Consider the following 17,754-nt stretch of genomic DNA (forward strand, 5'->3'; position numbering starts at 1 on the left):
TAGTCCGCTCAGACTAATCCAACGCAGAGCATCGGGGGACCGATTCCGAGAAACCCGACATGTCCGGCCCGTGGGCGGCGTGTCAGCGGACGGCGTGTCAGCGGACGGCGTCGACCGCGTTCGAGCCGCCGTTGCGGGCGACGTACTCCCCGATGCGGTCCTCGCGGACGGCCGTGAACAGCTCCGCGGCCCGCGCGTGGTCGAGGAGGATCACGCTCTGCTCGCCCCTGGCCGCCGGCCGGTCGACCGGCGTGGTCACGTACTCCAGCGTGCCGACGTCCAGGAGCCGCGTCGCGAGCTTGCGGAGCGTCGTCGCCGACACCGTCTCGTCCACGGTCACCGCGCCCGTCACGGCACGGATGAACCGGTCGATCCTGATGGGGTTCCGGGTGTCGAGCGCCTTGCCCGCGAGCGCCTCCAGGAACGCCTGCTGGCGCTTGATCCGGTCCAGGTCGCCGTTCGGCAGGTTGACCCGCTGCCGGACGAAGTCGAGGGCCTCGAGCCCGTCGAGGTGCTGGGTGCCCGCCTCCCACGCCCGCTGGTGCTTGGGGTCGTAGGTGTCCTCGGTGATCGTGACGGTGACGCCGCCGAGCGCGTCGGTCATCTCCACGAAGCCGCCGAAGTCCAGGGCCGCGTAGTGGTCGATGCGGACGCCGGTGAGCTTCTCCACCGTCCGGATCAGCAGCCGCGGCCCGCCGTAGGCGAACGCCGCGTTGATCTTGTCCGTGCCGTGCCCGGGGATCGGCACCCAGCTGTCGCGCGGGATCGCCACCACCGACACCCGGTCGCCGCTCTCCGCCATGTGGACGATCATGATGGCGTCCGCGCGGGCGCCCATCGACGGGATGTCGTCGCGCCGGTCGGAGCCGATCAGCATCCAGTTCTCGCCGCGCCCGGTGGCGGCCGGACGGTCGCCGGCCGTCGGCAGCGCGCCCTCGACCCGCTCGACCTGCCCGTTGTAGGAGTGCTGCAGCGCGTACGCGCCGCCGACGACGGCCAGCAGCAGGACGAGCGCCGCGCCGCCGCAGCCGATGAGGATGCGGCGGCGGCGCCGGTCGCGCGGGTTCGTGCCCGCGGCGTCGCTGTCGTCCGTCTGGGGGAGTCCCTGTGCGGGATCGTCCTGCTGGGGCGGCATGGGCTGCATGAAGCCACCCTGAGGCGCACGCCGCGCGCGCGCCGACACGGCAGGCGGGCGGCAGCCGACTCTTTGCCGATCCCGGGGTTTTCGATGGGCGTGGGAAAGGACATGGGCCGCCGCCGGGCGCCGTTGACCGGCGGCGGCCCCGTTCGGGGGTGCGGGCCGGTCAGCCCTTGAGGGCGATCTCGAGCTGGTCCAGCGCCCAGTCCAGGTCGGCGCGCTCGATGACCAGCGGCGGCGCGAGCCGCAGCGTGGTGGCGTGGGTCTCCTTGGCGAGGACGCCGAGTCCCATCAGCCGCTCGCTGACCGGGCGGGCCTGGCCGTGCAGCTCGACGCCCGCCCACAGGCCGCGGCCGCGCACCTCGCGGACGGCGTCGCCGGACAGCCCGCCGAGCCGCTCGTGCATGTGGGCGCCGAGCGTCCTGGAGCGTTCCTGGAACTCGCCCGTCCGCAGCATCGCGACGACCTCGCGGCCGATCGCGCACGCGAGCGGGTTGCCGCCGAACGTCGAGCCGTGCTGGCCGGGCTTGAACACGCCGAGGACGTCCGCGTCCGCGACGACCGCCGACACCGGCATGATGCCGCCGCCGAGCGCCTTGCCGAGGATGTAGACGTCCGGGACGACGTCCTCGTGCTCGACCGCGAACGTGGCGCCGGTGCGGCCGAGGCCCGACTGGATCTCGTCGGCGATCATCAGCGCGCCGTGCGCCGTGCACAGCTCCCGGACGGCGCGCAGGAAGCCGCTCGGCGGCACGTTCACGCCGGCCTCGCCCTGGATCGGCTCGACCAGCACGCCGACGGTCTCCGCGTCCATCGCCGCCTTGAGGGCCTCGACGTCGCCGTAGGGGACGGTGCGGAAGCCGGGCGTGTACGGGCCGTAGGAGTCGCGGGCGTCCGGGTCGGTCGAGAAGCTGATGATCGTGGTCGTCCGGCCGTGGAAGTTGCCCTCGAACGTGATGATGTTCGCCTTGTCGGCCGGGACGCCCTTGACCTCGTAGCCCCACTTGCGGGCGGTCTTCAGCGCGGTCTCGACGGCCTCGGCGCCGCTGTTCATCGGCAGGACCATGTCCTTGCCGCACAGCTCGGCGAGCTCGGTGACGAACGGGCCGAACCGGTCGTGGTCGAAGGCCCGGCTGACCAGCGTCACCCGGTCGAGCTGCCGCCGCACCGCCTCGGTGAGCCGCGGGTTGCGGTGCCCGAAGTTGACGGCCGAGTAGGCGGCCAGCATGTCCAGGTAGCGGCGGCCCTCGACGTCGGTCACCCACGCGCCCTCGGCGTCCGAGATGACGATCGGCAGCGGATGGTAGTTGTGCGCGCTGTGCTCCTCCGACAGCGCCCGCAGCTTCTCGGTCGGCGTCACGACGCTCCTTCGCGGCTCGGCCCCGGCCGGTCGGGCCGGGGGCAACGCTGAACACCGGGCGGGACGGGCCCGGTGCCGAGGGGGAGGACCGGACGGGACGGGTGGCCGACGGTCCGTTCCACAGCGTATGTTCGGGACCAACCGCCGACCAGTGACGAAAACCGACTTGGGGGGTGTTGTTTGTTGCGTCTTGACGAGATCGACCGTCGAATCGTTGCGCGCCTCCTGGAGGACGGCCGCGCCTCCTACGCGCAGATCGGCGACCGGGTCGGGCTGTCCGCCCCGGCGGTGAAGCGGCGCGTCGACCGGCTCCGCGCGGACGGCGTCATCACCGGCTTCGCCGCCGTCGTCGACCCGGCCGCCGTCGGCTGGACGACCGAGGCGTTCATCGAGATCTTCTGCACCGGCGCGACGTCCCCGGAGGAGATCCACTCGAGCGTCCGCGGCCATCCCGAGGTCGTCGCGGCCTACACGATCAGCGGTGACGCGAGCGCGCTCGTCCACGTGCGGGCCCGCGACATCCAGCACCTGGAGCAGGCGCTCGAACGCCTCCGCCGCGAGGACAACATCACCGCGACGAAGACGTCGATCGTCCTGTCGCGGCTGATCGGGCACCCGTTCGACGCGCCGTCCGGACGTCCGGACCCTGCCGGGACACAGGCGGTTACCGGACAGTAGGCTGCCGGTCATGGAGTTCGCGACCGCTGACCTCATCGACGACTTCGGGGACGAGCTGCGCAGCTGCGAGACGCAGTTCCGCCAGTACGGGGGCCGCGCGCGGTTCGCCGGGCCCGTCTCGACCGTCCGGTGCCACCGCGACAACGGCCTGGTGAAGAAGCTGCTGAACGGCCCCGGCGAGGGCCGGGTGCTCGTCGTGGACGGCGGCGGCTCGCTCGCGTCCGCGCTGATGGGCGACCTGATCGCGGCCGCCGCCGTGGAGAACGGCTGGGCCGGCGTGGTGATCAACGGCGCGGTGCGGGACGTCGTCGCGCTGCGCGGGCTCGACCTCGGCGCGAAGGCGCTCGGCTCGAACCCGCGCAAGAGCGCCAAGGACGCCGCCGGGGACGTGGACGTCCCGGTGACCTTCGGCGGCGTCGAGTTCCGCCCCGGCGACTGGCTCTACAGCGACGAGGACGGCATCGTCGTCGCGGAGCGCGATCTCCTCGCCCGAGCCTGAGACCGGCGCCCTCGATCACTGGCGCGACCTGCCAGAACGGGCCGGACAAGATCGTCTAAGTCCTCCATAGGACCCCGAACCGCGCGTATCTACCGTCGCAGTACCCCCGTGCGACAGGAGTGAGATGCGCGCCAAGAACGCTCTCGTGGTGCCCGTGGCGGCGGCGACGCTGCTCGCGGGCCTCGCGGCCGCCCCGGCCGCCGCGGAGCCGGGCCCCTCGGGCCCCGAACCCGCCGTGAACCCGTGGCAGATGCGGCACTGGCCGCAGACGCAGCCGTGGCAGCGTCCCGAACCGTCCCCGCGGACGTTCGCCGCGACCGACGGCCCGCGGCCCGTCGACCCGCAGAACTACGAGCTCCCCGACACGATGACGTGGGACGACTACACGTCCGTCCCCGGGACGTCGTGGGCCGACCCGTCCCGCGAGGGCTCGATCAAGAACTTCAAGGGCGCGGTCGTCCTCGTCGACTACCCGAACCAGCCGTTCGTCGTCACGCAGCCGAAGAACTCGTCCGTCTTCGGCAACCCGAACCTGGTCGGGGACGTCCCGCGCGAGGACGTCGCCCGGTTCTACGAGAACTTCCTGAACAAGCCGCAGGAGCTCAACCACGGCCACACCCTCCACGAGTACTGGATGGAGGACTCCGGCGGCCGGTACGGGGTCGACCTCACCGCGTTCGGCGCCTACAAGATGCCGGCGAAGGACCACGAGTACGGCATCGACGCCCGCATGCAGAAGGGCAACGGCTGTCCCGAGGGCGACACCTGCAACCGGGACCTGCGGACGGACGCGCGCGCCGCGTGGGTCGCCGACGTCGGCGAGCAGACCGCGGCGCAGTTCGACTTCGTGTTCTACCTGAGCGCCGGGCAGGACGAGTCGTCCACCTGGCAGGAGTTCGGCGAGATGAAGTTCGGCACGAGGGAGCAGGTGCCGGACCCGTGGGGCTCGGGCGACCCGAAGCTGCCGAACTGGGTCGACACCCGCTACGTCCCCTGGACGTCCTGGCAGGCGGGCTCGACGATCTGGCCGAACGCCACCCGGGGCAGCTCCACGCAGGCCGAGAGCTCCGGCATGGGCGTGTTCGCGCACGAGTTCAGCCACATCCTGGGCATCGGCGACAACTACAACAACCCGTACGGCGACCCGCCGCAGCGTGCGTTCAGCGGCCCGTGGGACATGCTGAGCCGCGGCAGCTTCAACGGGCCGGGCGGCCCGCACGCCCGCTGGACGATCCCGGCGACCGGCGCGTCCATGGGCGCCCAGCACATGCTGCGCAACAAGCTCGAACTGGGCATCGTCGACCCGTCCAAGGTCCTGCAGATGGACCGCGAGACGCTCGCCGCGCGCGGCACGGTCGTCGCGAAGATCACCGCGCGCGCCGCCGAACCGGGCGAGAACGCCTTCGCGGGCGTCAACCTCAAGTTCGGCGCGGGCGGCGACAGGAGCCCCGCGTGCGAGGTCGAGGACGACCCGCTGTGCGACGAGGGCGGCTACGACAACTACACCGTCGAGGTCGTCGACCGCATGGGCATGGACTCCTTCACCCCCGACTCCGGCGTCCTGCTGGCCAAGACCAAGGACGAGGACGACGCCCCGTTCATCTGGGTGAAGGACGCGAACCCGCAGGACATCGACAAGGTCGACTTCGTCCTCCCGGACGGGACGAAGAAGATGATGACGATCGGCGACTACCGGCAGCTCTCGGACGCCCTGTTCCACGCGGGCACGAACTCCGGCAGCGAGTTCGAGTACGTCGATGAGGCGAACCGCCTGCACTTCTACGTCCTCGACCTCGAACGCGACGAGAGCGGCGTCCTGTCGTACACCGTCGGGATCCGCTCCCTGGACGACGCGGCCCCGCGGCGGCGCGGCGTCAAGGTCGACTCCGCGAACGCGAGCCGCGAGGCCGGCGGCTGGCTGAAGTGCACGATGGAGGTCCACAACCGGGGCAAGGGCGGCACGGGCGTCCACGGCTCCGACGTGTTCCGCCTGAAGGCCGCGGTGGACGGCGGCGGCTGGCAGGTGCGGCTGCCGAACGAGCTCGCCGCCGCCCGCGACCGGCACAGCACGTGGGTCGAGGTGTGGGCCAAGCCCGGCCCGGACGCCGAGGGCAAGGCCAGGCTCCGGCTCACCGGCACCTCCGAGAGCGACCCGGCCGCGTCCGACTCCGGGACGTGCCGCCTTCGCTGACGCGTCCCCTTCCCCGGCGGGCCCGGGGCGCCGCGACCTCCGCGCGGCGCCCCGGGCCCGCCCGCGTCCGCACCCCGGTGCCCGGGTAATGCCGAACGCACCCAAAGTTGCCCCTGCATGGTGATGTCGCCGCCGTCCGGCGCCCGCGCCCTCGGTTACGTTGCCGAACGTGATGATCTTTCAGCGAGCGACGACGGCCCGCGCGGCCGGGATCCCCCTGGCGGCGCTGGCCGCGATCGTCCCCGGCGCCGTCCACGCCCCCGCCCGCGCGGCCGCGGCCGACCCCGACGGCGTGGCGCTGCGCCACGCCGCGACCCCCGCCGCCGCCCTCCGCGCCCTCGACGGCCGCCTCCGGCGCAGCGGCGTCGACGCGGTGCTGCGCGCGCCCGGCGCCCGCGAGCTCGGCCGGGACCGCTGCGGCAGGGCCGCCGCCGTGCCGCCCGGCTCCCTCGCGTACTGCTTCGACCGCAAGGACTCCCGCACGAAGACGTGGGTCCCGCAGGGCGTCACCACCGTGTCCGACGCCGTCGCCGACGAGAACTGGAACGGCGACCGCCCCATGCTCGTGTCGTGGCACGGCGGCGAGAGCGTCCGCGTCACGTTCGTCGACCCCGACAGGCGCGCCTACCGGCACGTCCTGCTCGTCCGGCCGGTCATGAAGGACGGACGGGCCACGTTCGGCGACATCGACGTCCACGCGGGCGGCATCGCCTGGTTCGGCGACAAGCTCTACGTCGCCGACACCACGCGCGGCTTCCGCGTGTTCGACATGACCCGGATCTACGACCTGGGGGCGAGCAGGTCGGGTTCGACGAAGCGCCCCGGACGCGTCGGGCTGCACGGCGGGACGTACTACGGGCACGGCCACCGCTACGTGCTGCCGCAGACCGCGACCTGGCGGTACGTCGGGGGCCGCGCGCCGTCGAACGGGTGCCGGGGCGAGGGGCCGCTCCGCACGTCCTGGACCGCCGTCGACCGCACCTCCTGGCCCCCCGCCCTCATCGCGGGCGAGTACTGCAAGGCCGAGAGGCCGCGCGGCCGCGTCGCGACCTGGCCGCTGCGCGACGGCACCGGCCCGGTGTCGTCCGGCGGCGTCGCTCACGCGAACTGGGTCGCGCCGATGCCGGACGACCAGATCCAGGGCGCCGTCCGGACGAACGGCTACTGGTGGTTCACCCGGGGCCGCGGCCGCGACACGCGCGGCGAGATGCTCGTGACCCGCACCGGCCTGTTCGGCGGCTGGGCCCCCGTCACTCGCCACACCATCTCCTACGGCCCCGAGGACCTCTCCTGCCACCGCGGCGCCAACCGCATCTGGACGGTCGCCGAGTACGCCGGCCGGCGCGCCCTCTGGGGCCTTCCCGCGAGCGCGTGCCACTGATCAGACCCGGGCGGGCGCCCGCTCCGGTTCGGTGACGCCGCCGCCCCGGCGCACCTGGCCCAGCGCGACCGCCGCCAGCGCCAGGACGCCCAGGCCCGCGCCGATCCACGCGGTGGACGCGTACCCGCCGCCGTCGCCGATCGCGAGGCCGCCCAGCCACGGGCCCACCGTGATCCCGACGTTGAACGCCGCGACGTTCCCCGCCGCGACCAGCGTCGCCGCACCGTCCACCATCCCGAACGCCCGCGTGTTCAGCGCCGGGTTCGTCGCGAACCCGAAGAACCCCAGCAGGAACACGAGCGCCACCGTGGGGACCGCCGACTCCAGCACCAGCGCGAGCCCCGCCGACACCGCGACCAGCCCGGCGAACCCCGCGTACAGCGTCGGCACCGTCCGCGCGTCCGCCGTCCGGCCCCCGACCGTGATCCCGATCAGCGCGCCCGCCCCGTACAGTGCGAGCACCCCGGGCACCCACGCCTCCGCGATCCCGGTCGCGTCCGTCAGCATCGCGCCCAGGTAGCCGAACGTCACCAGCAGCCCGCCCGTCGCCAGCGACGTCGCCGCGAACGCGAGCCACAACCGCGGGACGCCCAGGGCCCGCACCTGGTCCCGTACCCGCGGCGCCGCCCCCTCCGCGCGTTCGTCCGGGATCGTCGCGGCGACCCCCGCCATCGCGACCACCGACATCAGCGCGACCGCCCAGAACGCCGCACGCCACCCGAACTGCTGCCCCACGACCGTCCCGGCCGGAAGCCCCACGATCGTCGCGACCGTCAGCCCGCCCGCGACGACGCTCATCGCCCGTCCCCGCGCGTTCTCCGGCACCAGCTCCATGGCCGTCGCCGCCGCCACCGCCCAGAACCCCGCGTAGACGAACGCGCCCACCACCCGCGTCCCGAACAGCACCCAGTACCCGGGCGTCAGCGCCCCCACCACGTGCGCGAGCGCGAACACGGCGAGGAACGCCAGCAGCGCCCGCCGGTGCGGCCACCGCAGCGTCAGGACGGCCAGCACCGGCGCCCCCACCAGCATCCCGACCGCGAACGCCGAGATCAGCAGCCCCGCGTCCGGTACCGACACCCCCAGATCGTCCGCCATCGCGGGCAGCAGCCCCGCGAGCATCAACTCCGACGTCCCCTGCGCGAAGATCGCCCCGCCCAGCACGTACACGGCCGGTCGCATGACCGCCCTCCATTCTGAATCGATCAGTCCAAAACTGTGCCGTGAAAAAGGCGGCCGCACCGGCCGCCCGTCCTCAGATCGCGTCCAGCGCCGTCGCCGCGACGGCCCGCAGGGTCGCCCGGTCGGCGCCGCCGCGCGCCGCCACCCGGATGCCCCCGACCGTCGCCGCGACGAACTCCGCGAGCACCGCCGCGTCCTTCCCGGCGTCGATCTCGCCCGCGGCCATCCCCGTTGCGATCGCCGCCTCCAGCGCGTCCAGCCGCCGCCGTTTGTCCCGGTCGATCGCCGCCGCGATCCCCGCGTCCCGCGGCGCGAGCTCCACCATCGAGTTCACGACCAGGCAGCCGACCGGCTCCGCCTCGTCGCCCTCGGCGGCGCTCTCCAGCACCGCGCGCAGCCGCTCCCGCACCGGCCGTCCGGCGTCCTCCAGCACCTCGACCAGCCCGCCCGTCTTGATCTCCATGTACCGGGCGAGCGCCTTCTCGAACAACTCGCGCTTGCTCGCGAACGTGTTGTAGATGCTGCTGCGCCCGAGCCCCGTCGCCTCGCACAGCTCCTGCGTCGACGTCCCGTCGTACCCGCTCGTCCAGAACGCCCGCATGGCCGCCTCGACGGCCCGCCCCTCATCGAACATCCGCGGTCGTGCCATGGGAGGAGCGTAGCAGGGTTATGGACTGGGTAATCCAAAATCGTCCGGGCGAGTCGGCCGGGAGCCCCTCGCTGAGGACGACACCGCTCCCGGCCTGACCGCGCGCCCCGTCCCTACACGCTGACCGGGGTGCCGGGACGAGAGAAGTAGACCTTGATGGTCGTGCAGTCTCTCGCCAGGCTCCGGATCGGCTCGGTGACCGGTACCCGGACCTTCTCGAAGGGAGCGATCGAGACGAGCCCGCCGATGGGAAGGCTGCGCACCATCTGCTGGGAATGCCCCGGAGGCGGGTCCTCCCAGAGGATGCACACCAGCCGTACCGCGACTTCAACGCCGTTGACGTTGTGCAGGAGCAGCGCGTCGAAGTCGTTGGACGGTTCGGTGGGCCGATCGCCCAGAAACCGGCGCGCCTCCGGCCACTTGACGGCGCCCTCCGGCAGCTTCGACTCCTCCGTGCGCAATACGGTCACCTGGATATCGATGACGTCGCGGAAGCGAGGCCCGTCGAAGGCGAGTACGTCGACTGCCTCCGAGCGGGGCGGGAGGACGACCAGCCCACGGTCGCTCCCGTACGCGGTCCGCACCGTGACCCCGGGAACAGCGTGCCCGGTTCGGTCGAGAGGAACGAACTTCAAGGTCGGCGCGGTGGCGCCGAACCCGTGATTGGTCATCACGAGGGTCTGGTCCATGTAACCCGGGCCGGTGGTCCGCTCGAACGCGAAGTCGATCTGTGTCGCCGGGCTCGACGGCATGATGTTGGCGATGCCGACGCCGAAGAGCAGCACCCCCAGGCCAACGCTCGCCAGCCTCGTCCACAGGCGGGTGGACCGCAGGGCCCGGTCCTGACCCGGCGAGACGTCACCGGCCAGGAATCCCATGATCTTCGAAGACGGTTCGTACTCCCGCCGCAGTCGGTCGGCGATCTCGACGACCTCCGCCGCGGAGAGCGCGAGCCGTCCGGCGGGCAAGGCGATCGGGGCACCGAACCGCCGCAGGTTCGCGTGCACCGCCAAGCGGGCCGGGAACGCCACGCTGTCCAGCGCCTGGTCGGCTTCCCCGACGCGTACGACCAGCCGGCCGCCGCCCCGGCCGGTGCGGTGCTCCACCGCCGTCACATTGGCCCACGGAACATGCATCTCGTACTTGTGCCAGGTGATCCCGTCCGCTGTGAGGGTCAGGCCGCGGCGGGCGCGCAGGGCGGTCAGGACCGCGTTCGTCTCGAGGAGCGCGACGCTGGGAACCCACAGGACCATCGGCCCCCAGGCGTCCCAGCCGAGGAACCACCTGAGCGCGATGGCGACCGGCCATGCCACCGGCCAGAACCAGACGGCGCGGTTGCGATCCGTGATCTGCTGCTCATCCCGTGCTGTCGCCAATGAATCCCGCCCCTTGCGTTCGCTCCCGGCCCGGCGACGAAGATCATAAGGCTCGCGCGTGCCGCGGACGGCGCGGCCCGGTGCGGCTGCCCGCAGGCTAGGTCGGCGGGGACATCTTGGCCATCTGGAACGGGAGATGCCGTCCATGTCGGATGAGGACGCCGCGGCCGGGCGGTGCGTCTTCGGATTCGATGGGCGCGCCGTACAACCCCGCGACCGCACCGTTGCAGCGGCCCAGCAGGATCGTGGGCGCGCCCATCTCGTGCAGCGCGAGAACGATGGGAAACGCCGCCCCTCCAGACCGGTCGTCCCCGAGCGCGAGCACCAGATGGAGGCCGGTGCGGCCGGACGCGAACGCACGACGCAGGCCGAGTACGACCTGGGTGTCCCGCGGCCCGGGCGACCCCGTGATGATGAAGAAGCACTCGGTTCCCGCCGCACGCGCCGTGGCGGCGGCGGCAAAACGTGCGAGCCCGTCCGATGTGTCGGTGTACCGGACGCCGGGCGCCACCGGGCCGTCGAAACCGGCATCGGCGGCGCTTTGCTCGAGCAGTCCGGCGGGGTCGAAGACGTACACGGCCCTTTCCTCGGCGCCGTTTCCCGCCGCGAGCCCGGTCGAGATCAGGCGCACCAGGTTGCTGAGGCCCGTCCCCGGGCCCCCGACCACGACGAGGTGCGGGTCCGCGCCGAAGTCCAGCAGGACCGGGTCGCGAGCGCGGTTCCGCACACCGATGGGGACGCGTCCGTCCGTGGGCATGGGCAGTTCGTCGGCGCGCACCACGGCGGGAAGGTCGTCCGCGTCGGAGTCACGGCCGCCGCCGCCGAGGTGTTCCGCCAGCCGCACGCGGCGTCGTCCGTCCGGGCGGGCGAGGACGGCGTCACCGTGCGCGAGCGGGCCCCGCAGCGGCGCCTCGACGTCCCAGAGATCGGCCTCCCTGCCGTCGCAGTCACCCATGAACAACACGGCCCCGCCCGCGTCCCGCAGTCGTTCCACGAACGGGTCCGGGGGCTGACCGAGCATCAGCCGGTCCTTCACCAGGATGACGTGCAGCTTGTCCATCCGTTCGGTGCCGAGGAGGGGAAGCAGGGACTCCAGCGGATCGGCCTCGATCAAGTGCTTGCGGCCCAGCACGACCACGTACAACTCGGGCCGATGCCCGAAGCGCCGCCGAGAGTCCGTGGCCGTGGCCGAGGCGTCGGCGAGGAGTGCGGCGAACTCGTGGCCCGTGCGCGCGTACCGGGCGCCCGGCAGCGGGTCCTCCAACCGGCTGTCGAGCACGTAGACGAACTTGTCTCGTTCGCCCTTTCGCTGCGTGAGCCGCTCGACGAGCCGGCGTGCGAGCGTGCGCTTGCCCGAACCCGACGGCCCGGAGATCAGCAGGTGCCGATCCGTGTCGAAGTCGATTGCGACCGGCTCGCCGTCGTTTCCATCGGCCCCGATGGTGATTCCGGGCGCCGGCTGCGTCCGCTCGGTTTCCGTGTTCGGATCACTGGCCGTCGACCGGCCGCTCCGAACGGCATCGCCCTCACCCGGGTCGGGGCCGACGGTGAAGCGGTGGACGCCCTTGAGGGGGGACAGCAGGTAGGCCGTTCGGTCCCGGTCGAATGTCAGAGCAGACCGCTTGAGGACGCGCTGGGCCACGGCGGGTTCGAGGGCGCTCGTCGCGATCCGCCAGTCGAGCAGCGGCAAGATCTGGTCCCAGGCAGGGGAGCTCTCGACGGTCGTGGACGAGAGCACCAGCCCGATGCCGAGCGCCCTGCCTCGTTGAGCGAGCCTGAGCAGCGTGCTCGCCACCTCGGGCCGTGAGGACGGCAAGGTCAGCGAAACATCGACCACGACGAGGAGGAACGGTGCGTCGGAAGACGGCTGTGCGGCTCGGACTGCGAACTCCTCCGCCAGGAATCCCAGGAAGTGCTGGAGCCGGTCGGGGTTCCCGAGCAGCTCGTCCTCGGAGTACGTCACGTGCGGCTGCTCGATCGGCGTGCCCAGAGGGTGTTCGCCGAGCCCGCCGAGGACGAGCGAGAGGGAGTCGGGGGAGTGGGCCGCGGTGAGGGCCGGAGTGAGGACCCGCAGCATCCGCTGCCGGTCCTCCGTTTCGCCCACGATGAGGCCGTGCCCCGCGTCCCGTCCGAGGCCGGAGGGGAAAGGCGACACGACGGTGCCGTTGTCGTCGACTCCGATGACCGGGGCGTGCGGCCGCTCCCGCGGACCGTCTCCCTTGAGCGCGTCCGGCGCCGCCGTTTGCGTTCGTCCGGGGACGTCCCGGTCGCTCGGCACCTCGCCGTCCGGACCGCGGCCGCGGTCCTCGGCATCGGCCGTGTCGTCTCCGGGCGGTGCACTCGGGGCCTTGACGGACGGCCACGGTAGGCGGCGGGCGGGCGGGTATGCGGCGGTCATCGCCTCGACGTGCGGAACCATCGCGTCCAGGGAGAGGACTCCCGGACGGATCTGCACCGAGAGGCCCACGTTGGGGCGGTAGAGGATCGCGTAGCCGTCGTCCTCGTCGCCCGTGGCGGGTGCCAGCAGGGCCATGTCGCCGAGTGTGTCCAGGACGGGCCCGTCAGTGGTGCAGAGGACGAAGCGGACGCCTGCGGCGAGGGCGCGGTCGATCCGGTCCGCGAGGAAGTCGTGCAGCTCGGGACGGCGTTCCAGCAGCGGACCGGTGTTGTCGAGGACGACGACGAGGGCGGGCAGCCGGGGGCGCGGCGAGCCGAGTTCGAGGTAGGTCCAATAGTCGAGCCAGGTTCGGGCTCCGGCTTCGCGGAGGAGGCTCTCGCGGCGGGCCAGTTCGGCGTCGAGGGCCAGTGCGAACCCGTCGAGAAGCGACGAATCGGGAGACATCGCGTGGACGGCCGCGGAGACGTGCGGCAGGGTGCCCAGGCCGACGAACGAGGCGCCGCCGGAGAAGTCCACGAACGCGAACTCGACGATGCTCGGGGGGTGGTGGAGGGCGAGGCTGAAGACGAGCGTGCGGAGCCAGCGGTCGCGGAGCGCCCGGGGGCCGACGATCGCGAGGTTGTACCCGTCGCCGTCGGCCAGCAGGCCGATGCCGATGAGGGGGCCGGGGTCCTGCGCGCCGAAGGGGACGGGGTTCCAGCGGTCGGCCCACTCCCCGCCGATCAGCTCCTCCGGCGTGGCCCTGAGGAGCTCGAAGTAGTCCAGCGGCGCCCGCCGGACGGACGGGGCCGGGACCAGGTTCGCGCGGGTCCGCGGGGAGACGACCGCGAAGTGGTCGGCGTCCGCGACCAACCGCACCCGGCCCCCGGACGACGGGACGAGCGCGCGGAAGACCTCGGTGCTCGTCCCTGCGCGGCGCTCGATCTCCGCGGACACGGCCTCGAGGACGTGTCGCGTGTGCTGGGCTTCGGGACGCGGGAGGGTGTCGAGGAGGGCTTCGCGCGCCCCCGGGACGAACTCGTAGTGCAGGTCGTCGACGGGGCGCAGCAGCCCGCTCAGCAGCACTTCGGCGAGCTGCCCCGGCCCGGCGCCGCCGAGGATGCGGTGCTGGATCAGCCGCATGACCGGGAGGGACGGCACCGACACCGCGACGTGCGCGGCGAGTTCGGCGGCGGTCGGGGACGCCGTCGCGAGGAAGCGGCGGACGCGTTCGTCCACCGGCAGTTCGCGTTCCCGCTCGACGGGCGCCGGACGGGACGGGCGCGTCGGCTGCATCAGCGCGACGGCGACCGGCCGGGGCCCCGCCCCGGACACCAGGTCGGCCCACGCCGCGAACCAGCGCGGCGCGATCTCCAGCACCGGCACCGGCACGCCGGGCGCCGCGTTCCCGTCGTAGGGAACGAACCGGAGGTCGGTGTTCGGCGCGCCCGGACGCGGCGGGCGGGCGACGCCGGGGGTCGTGGGCGCGGCCGTCCGCCGCCACATGTGCTCGGGGAGCGGCTGCAGGATCGCGGCCGGCCCTGTGCGGGCCCAGCACCGGACGGCCCGCGCGGCGCGTCCGTCCCACCAGTGCGGACCCGAGCAGTCGCTGAGGACGAGCACCGCGTGGCGCCCGGACGGGTGCAGGAGCGTGCCTGGGGCCCGCGGCGGGGCGCCCGGCGCGCCCGACACCCGGTCGCCGCGCAGGTACGAGACGTGCACGTTCCGGAACGCGCCCTGCCGCACCAGGACTTCGGCGAGTTCGCGGGCGAGGGGTCGCCACAGCCGCATCGTCGGCCCGGTGTCGACGACGAGGTCGAGCGTCAGCCACCGTTCGGGGGCGGGCACGAGGACGGGCGCCCACAGGCCGGAGTCGGCGATGCGCGCGGCGGTCGCGTCCTCGTCGAGTTCGCGGCGGCGCGGGGACGGGACGCGGCGCTTCAGCGGACGCAGCGCGCGCTGCAGGCCGCGCGGGTCCGCCAGCATGGGCGCCGTCGGGACGAGCACCTCGTCGGCGCCCGTGTCCGCTGCGGGAGCCGGGGCGGGGGCGGGAAACGGGTGGAGCGGGACCTCGGAAGGCGGAGGCTCGGGAGGAACCGGCGGACGCCCGGACGTGCGAAAGAAGCTCGGAACGTCGATGAGGTCTTCCTCGGCGGAGGGAGCCGGATCGGGCACGGGCTCCGGCGCCGGTTCGTCCTCGCCCAGGTGGGCGGCGAGCCACAGCAGTTCGCTCAGCTCCCGCGCGTCCGGCGGCGGGCCGGTCGCGGCGAGGACCGCGCGGAGCCGTTCGATGTCACTCATCGTCGATCGGCGCCGTCAGGTACGGCATGATGCGGTCGGCGAGCTCCCGGCGGTCCTCGGCGTCCGCGTGCCGGCACAGGTAGACGGCGTTGAGGAGCTGGTCGGTCGCGAGGGTCCCGGCGGACGACCGTTCGAGGAACCGCCGCACCAGGTCGTCGCTGCGGTCGGCGAGCGGTCCGAGGTGCTCCCGGACGATCGCCGCGAGTTCGGCCTCGCCCGCCGGCTGCCGCAGCTCGACGGTAACGCAGCGGCGCAGGAACGCGGGCGGGAACTCCCGCTCGCCGTTGCTGGTCATCACCACGAACGGGAACGCGCGGCAGCGGACGGTCCCGCGGGCGATCGTGACGCTCGGGCCGTCGGCCGTCATGACCTCGGCGGACGGGTCGGCGCGCCGGGCCAGCTCGGGGATCTCGTACTCGCCCTTCTCGAAGATCGTGAGGAGGTCGTTCGGCAGGTCGATGTCGCTCTTGTCGATCTCGTCGACCAGCAGCACGCGCGGCCGTCCGTACGGGAGCAGGGCGGTGCCGAGCGGGCCGAGCCGGATGTAGCGGCCGATGTCGTCGTCCGACGGGAGGCGGCTCGCCGCGTACAGGCGGGTCAGCGCGTCGTACTGGTACAGCCCGTCGCGCAGCGTCGTCCGCGACGTGATGGGCCAGTGCAGGACGGGCCCGAGACCGAGCTCGTGCGCCACCGCGTACGCCAGCGTCGACTTGCCGGTGCCGGGCGGGCCCGTCACCAGCAGCGGGCGGCGCAGGTACAGTGCCGCGTTCACCTGCTGCACCGCGTCGTCCGACGGGCGGTACGTCGTCGCCTGGTGCGCGTTGCCGGAGCCGCCGTCCGGGATCGGGACGACGGGGCCGCCGTCGAACGCGCGCCACGGCGGCGGATCGGGCAGCCGGTCGATGCCGTCGTGCGGTTCGCGGCTCCCGGTGTACAGCAGCCAGTCGGGCACTATGCCTCCATCGCGAGCGGCGGGTCGGGGAGCCGGGTCGGGTCGTCCCACAGGATGGTCAACTTGTGGCCGCAGTGGCCGTCGGTCTCCGCGACCAGTGCTTCTTTGCGGAGTCTCAGCACGATCTGCGGCAGATCGTCGGGATGCTCGCCGAGGACGACGGCGGACAGTTCCGCAAGCACCTTCGCGCCACGGCAGTCGCCGTGGGCGCGGGCCTCGCACGGGGCTCGGGACCACAGCATGACGGGAACGCCGTTGTTCAGCGCCGCGTTCAGCCAGGCACGCTTGGGGCGCCTCCCATAGAGCAGTACGCACAGCTCCGGGTCGGCCTCGAGCCGATTGTGGAAGGCGTCGCCCGTGGGGGCGGTGTCGCAGGTGACCGGCACCGGGTCGCAGCGGCCGAGTTCGGTCAGCCGCCGCCACCGCCGGTGTGCGAGGTCGCGGCGAAACGAGTCGGGACGCAGCCGCTCCACGTCCCGGACGACCACCGGGTACTGGCGCATGAGGATCTTGTTGCGGCGGTCGGCGTGCCACAGTTCGAACGATTTGCCCAGCCAGTCCACCGGCACCGCGAACTCGATCATCCAGTCGCGTCCGAACAACGTCGGCGCGACCTCCGCGATGGCGTCCTCCACCGTCGCCTGCATGTGCTCCTGCCGAACGCCCGCGATGCGCCGCGACGTCCCGACCGCGCCGTCGCTCCAGGTCTGCACGGTTATCTCGACGGCCTTGTCGAACGTCTGCCGCTCCAGCCGCACGATGACGGACGCCGGCGCGGTACGCGGCTCGTCCGCCGTCTCGTCGGCCCGCAGGTGCCGGGACGTCCAGGCGCCGAGCGCCCGCCGCCGTGGCTCGGCCAGCCGCGTGCCGAGCGCCCCGAGGAACCGGGCGAGCCGGTCCTCCGGCCAGCCCTCCGCGACGAACCGGACCGCGCCCCACGCCGACCGGAACGCCTCGACCGGCGGGCGTCCGGCGACCTCGGCCAAGTCGGCCCGCAGCGGCTCCTCGCACGGCACCCCCGCGAGGATTTCCCGCAGCTCCCGCCGGGCGGGCGCGGTCAGCCACGGCAGCGGCAGCAGATCGTCCAGGTCCTCCCAGTAGCGACGGATCCGGGTGATCGGGAGCATCCACCCCCGGTCGGCGCCGCTCCGCCGCTCGGCGTTCGTCACCATGCCGATGACCTCGCCGGACGCCGCGTCATAGACCGCCGACCCGCTGTACCCCTCCTCGAGGACGTCACCGGAAACCGTCCGGATCTCCCACCACTCCCGCGCCCGCGACCAGCTCGGATCCGTCGTCACGGTCGCGTGCCGCTCGCCCGAGTCACGGCGGCGCGGGAACCCCCACACGCCGAACCGGCGCCCGGACGTGCCCACCGCGCACAGCTCCACCGGATCCGCGAACGTCGCCGGGGCCAGCGGCACCTCCGCCGCGAGCTCGAGCACCGCGACGTCGCCGGGATCCCCGTCCCGCGCCCAGTCCCCGCACCGGACGACCTTCACCGGCAGGCCCTCGGCGAACCCGGGGAACCCGACCCGCGCCTCGTCCCGCCCGTGCACCGTGTGCGCGCAGGTCAGCAACCGTGTCGGGGTGACCAGGAACGCCGCGCCGAGCTTGTCCCCGCCGTCCGCGTCCCCGACCCAGGCGCGCCACTCAGCCTCGACCACGAC

General features: G+C 73.1%; 12 protein-coding genes. 4 read left to right on the forward strand and 8 right to left on the reverse strand.

Translation table 11 applies throughout. The annotated features are described in order from the left end of the window. Positions 1–97: 97 nt before the first annotated feature. Together AB0L25_RS09755 and rocD are read right to left on the reverse strand one after the other, a co-directional pair. On the reverse strand, positions 98–1,144 hold the full coding sequence (locus AB0L25_RS09755) for an LCP family protein (RefSeq protein ID WP_500170380.1): 1,047 nt from the start codon (positions 1,142–1,144) through the stop codon (positions 98–100). 160 nt (positions 1,145–1,304) lie between these two features. After that, complete coding sequence (rocD, locus tag AB0L25_RS09760) at positions 1,305–2,498, reverse strand: ornithine--oxo-acid transaminase (RefSeq protein ID WP_500170381.1); 1,194 nt, start codon at positions 2,496–2,498, stop codon at positions 1,305–1,307. 183 nt (positions 2,499–2,681) lie between these two features. Here rocD and AB0L25_RS09765 point away from each other — a divergent pair, with 183 nt between their 5' ends. The 4 genes from AB0L25_RS09765 (at position 2,682) to AB0L25_RS09780 (ending at position 7,247) form a co-directional block, all read left to right on the forward strand. Next, positions 2,682–3,176, forward strand: coding sequence for an Lrp/AsnC family transcriptional regulator (locus AB0L25_RS09765; protein ID WP_075907154.1), 495 nt, complete (start codon positions 2,682–2,684; stop codon positions 3,174–3,176). 10 nt (positions 3,177–3,186) lie between these two features. Further along, entirely contained in the window at positions 3,187–3,675 is a 489-nt protein-coding gene (rraA, locus tag AB0L25_RS09770; RefSeq protein ID WP_500170383.1) for a ribonuclease E activity regulator RraA, read from the forward strand. Between the two features lie 124 nt (positions 3,676–3,799). Beyond that, positions 3,800–5,866: a M6 family metalloprotease domain-containing protein gene (locus tag AB0L25_RS09775; RefSeq protein ID WP_500170385.1), complete on the forward strand. Its 2,067-nt coding sequence runs from the start codon at positions 3,800–3,802 to the stop codon at positions 5,864–5,866. Positions 5,867–6,038: 172 nt separating this feature from the next. Beyond that, entirely contained in the window at positions 6,039–7,247 is a 1,209-nt protein-coding gene (locus tag AB0L25_RS09780) for a hypothetical protein (RefSeq protein WP_500170387.1), read from the forward strand. On the opposite strand, the gene AB0L25_RS09785 is transcribed toward AB0L25_RS09780, so the two are convergent. From AB0L25_RS09785 to AB0L25_RS09810, 6 genes are all read right to left on the reverse strand, one after another. Then, positions 7,248–8,429 carry a Cmx/CmrA family chloramphenicol efflux MFS transporter gene (locus AB0L25_RS09785; protein WP_500170388.1) on the reverse strand — a complete coding sequence of 394 codons (1,182 nt, stop codon included), beginning with the start codon at positions 8,427–8,429 and terminating at the stop codon, positions 7,248–7,250. A gap of 73 nt (positions 8,430–8,502) precedes the next feature. Beyond that, positions 8,503–9,078: a TetR/AcrR family transcriptional regulator gene (locus tag AB0L25_RS09790; protein ID WP_500170390.1), complete on the reverse strand. Its 576-nt coding sequence runs from the start codon at positions 9,076–9,078 to the stop codon at positions 8,503–8,505. A 113-nt stretch (positions 9,079–9,191) separates the two neighbouring features. Then, positions 9,192–10,454, reverse strand: coding sequence for a hypothetical protein (locus AB0L25_RS09795; RefSeq protein ID WP_500170391.1), 1,263 nt, complete (start codon positions 10,452–10,454; stop codon positions 9,192–9,194). Between the two features lie 97 nt (positions 10,455–10,551). After that, the gene (locus tag AB0L25_RS09800) at positions 10,552–15,132 is read right to left on the reverse strand and encodes an SAV_2336 N-terminal domain-related protein (protein ID WP_500170393.1); all 4,581 of its coding nucleotides are present in this window, start codon (positions 15,130–15,132) and stop codon (positions 10,552–10,554) included. After that, positions 15,125–16,084, reverse strand: a complete 960-nt coding sequence (locus AB0L25_RS09805) for an AAA family ATPase (RefSeq protein WP_500170394.1) — start codon at positions 16,082–16,084, stop codon at positions 15,125–15,127. Before AB0L25_RS09805 ends, AB0L25_RS09800 begins: the two co-directional genes overlap by 8 nt. Then, positions 16,084–17,751: a VMAP-C domain-containing protein gene (locus AB0L25_RS09810; protein ID WP_500170396.1), complete on the reverse strand. Its 1,668-nt coding sequence runs from the start codon at positions 17,749–17,751 to the stop codon at positions 16,084–16,086. The genes AB0L25_RS09805 and AB0L25_RS09810 overlap by 1 nt, the downstream gene beginning before the upstream one ends. Positions 17,752–17,754: the final 3 nt, after the last annotated feature.

It is taken from the genome of Spirillospora sp. NPDC052242, assembly GCF_040679555.1.
In the GTDB taxonomy this organism is placed as follows: domain Bacteria; phylum Actinomycetota; class Actinomycetes; order Streptosporangiales; family Streptosporangiaceae; genus Spirillospora.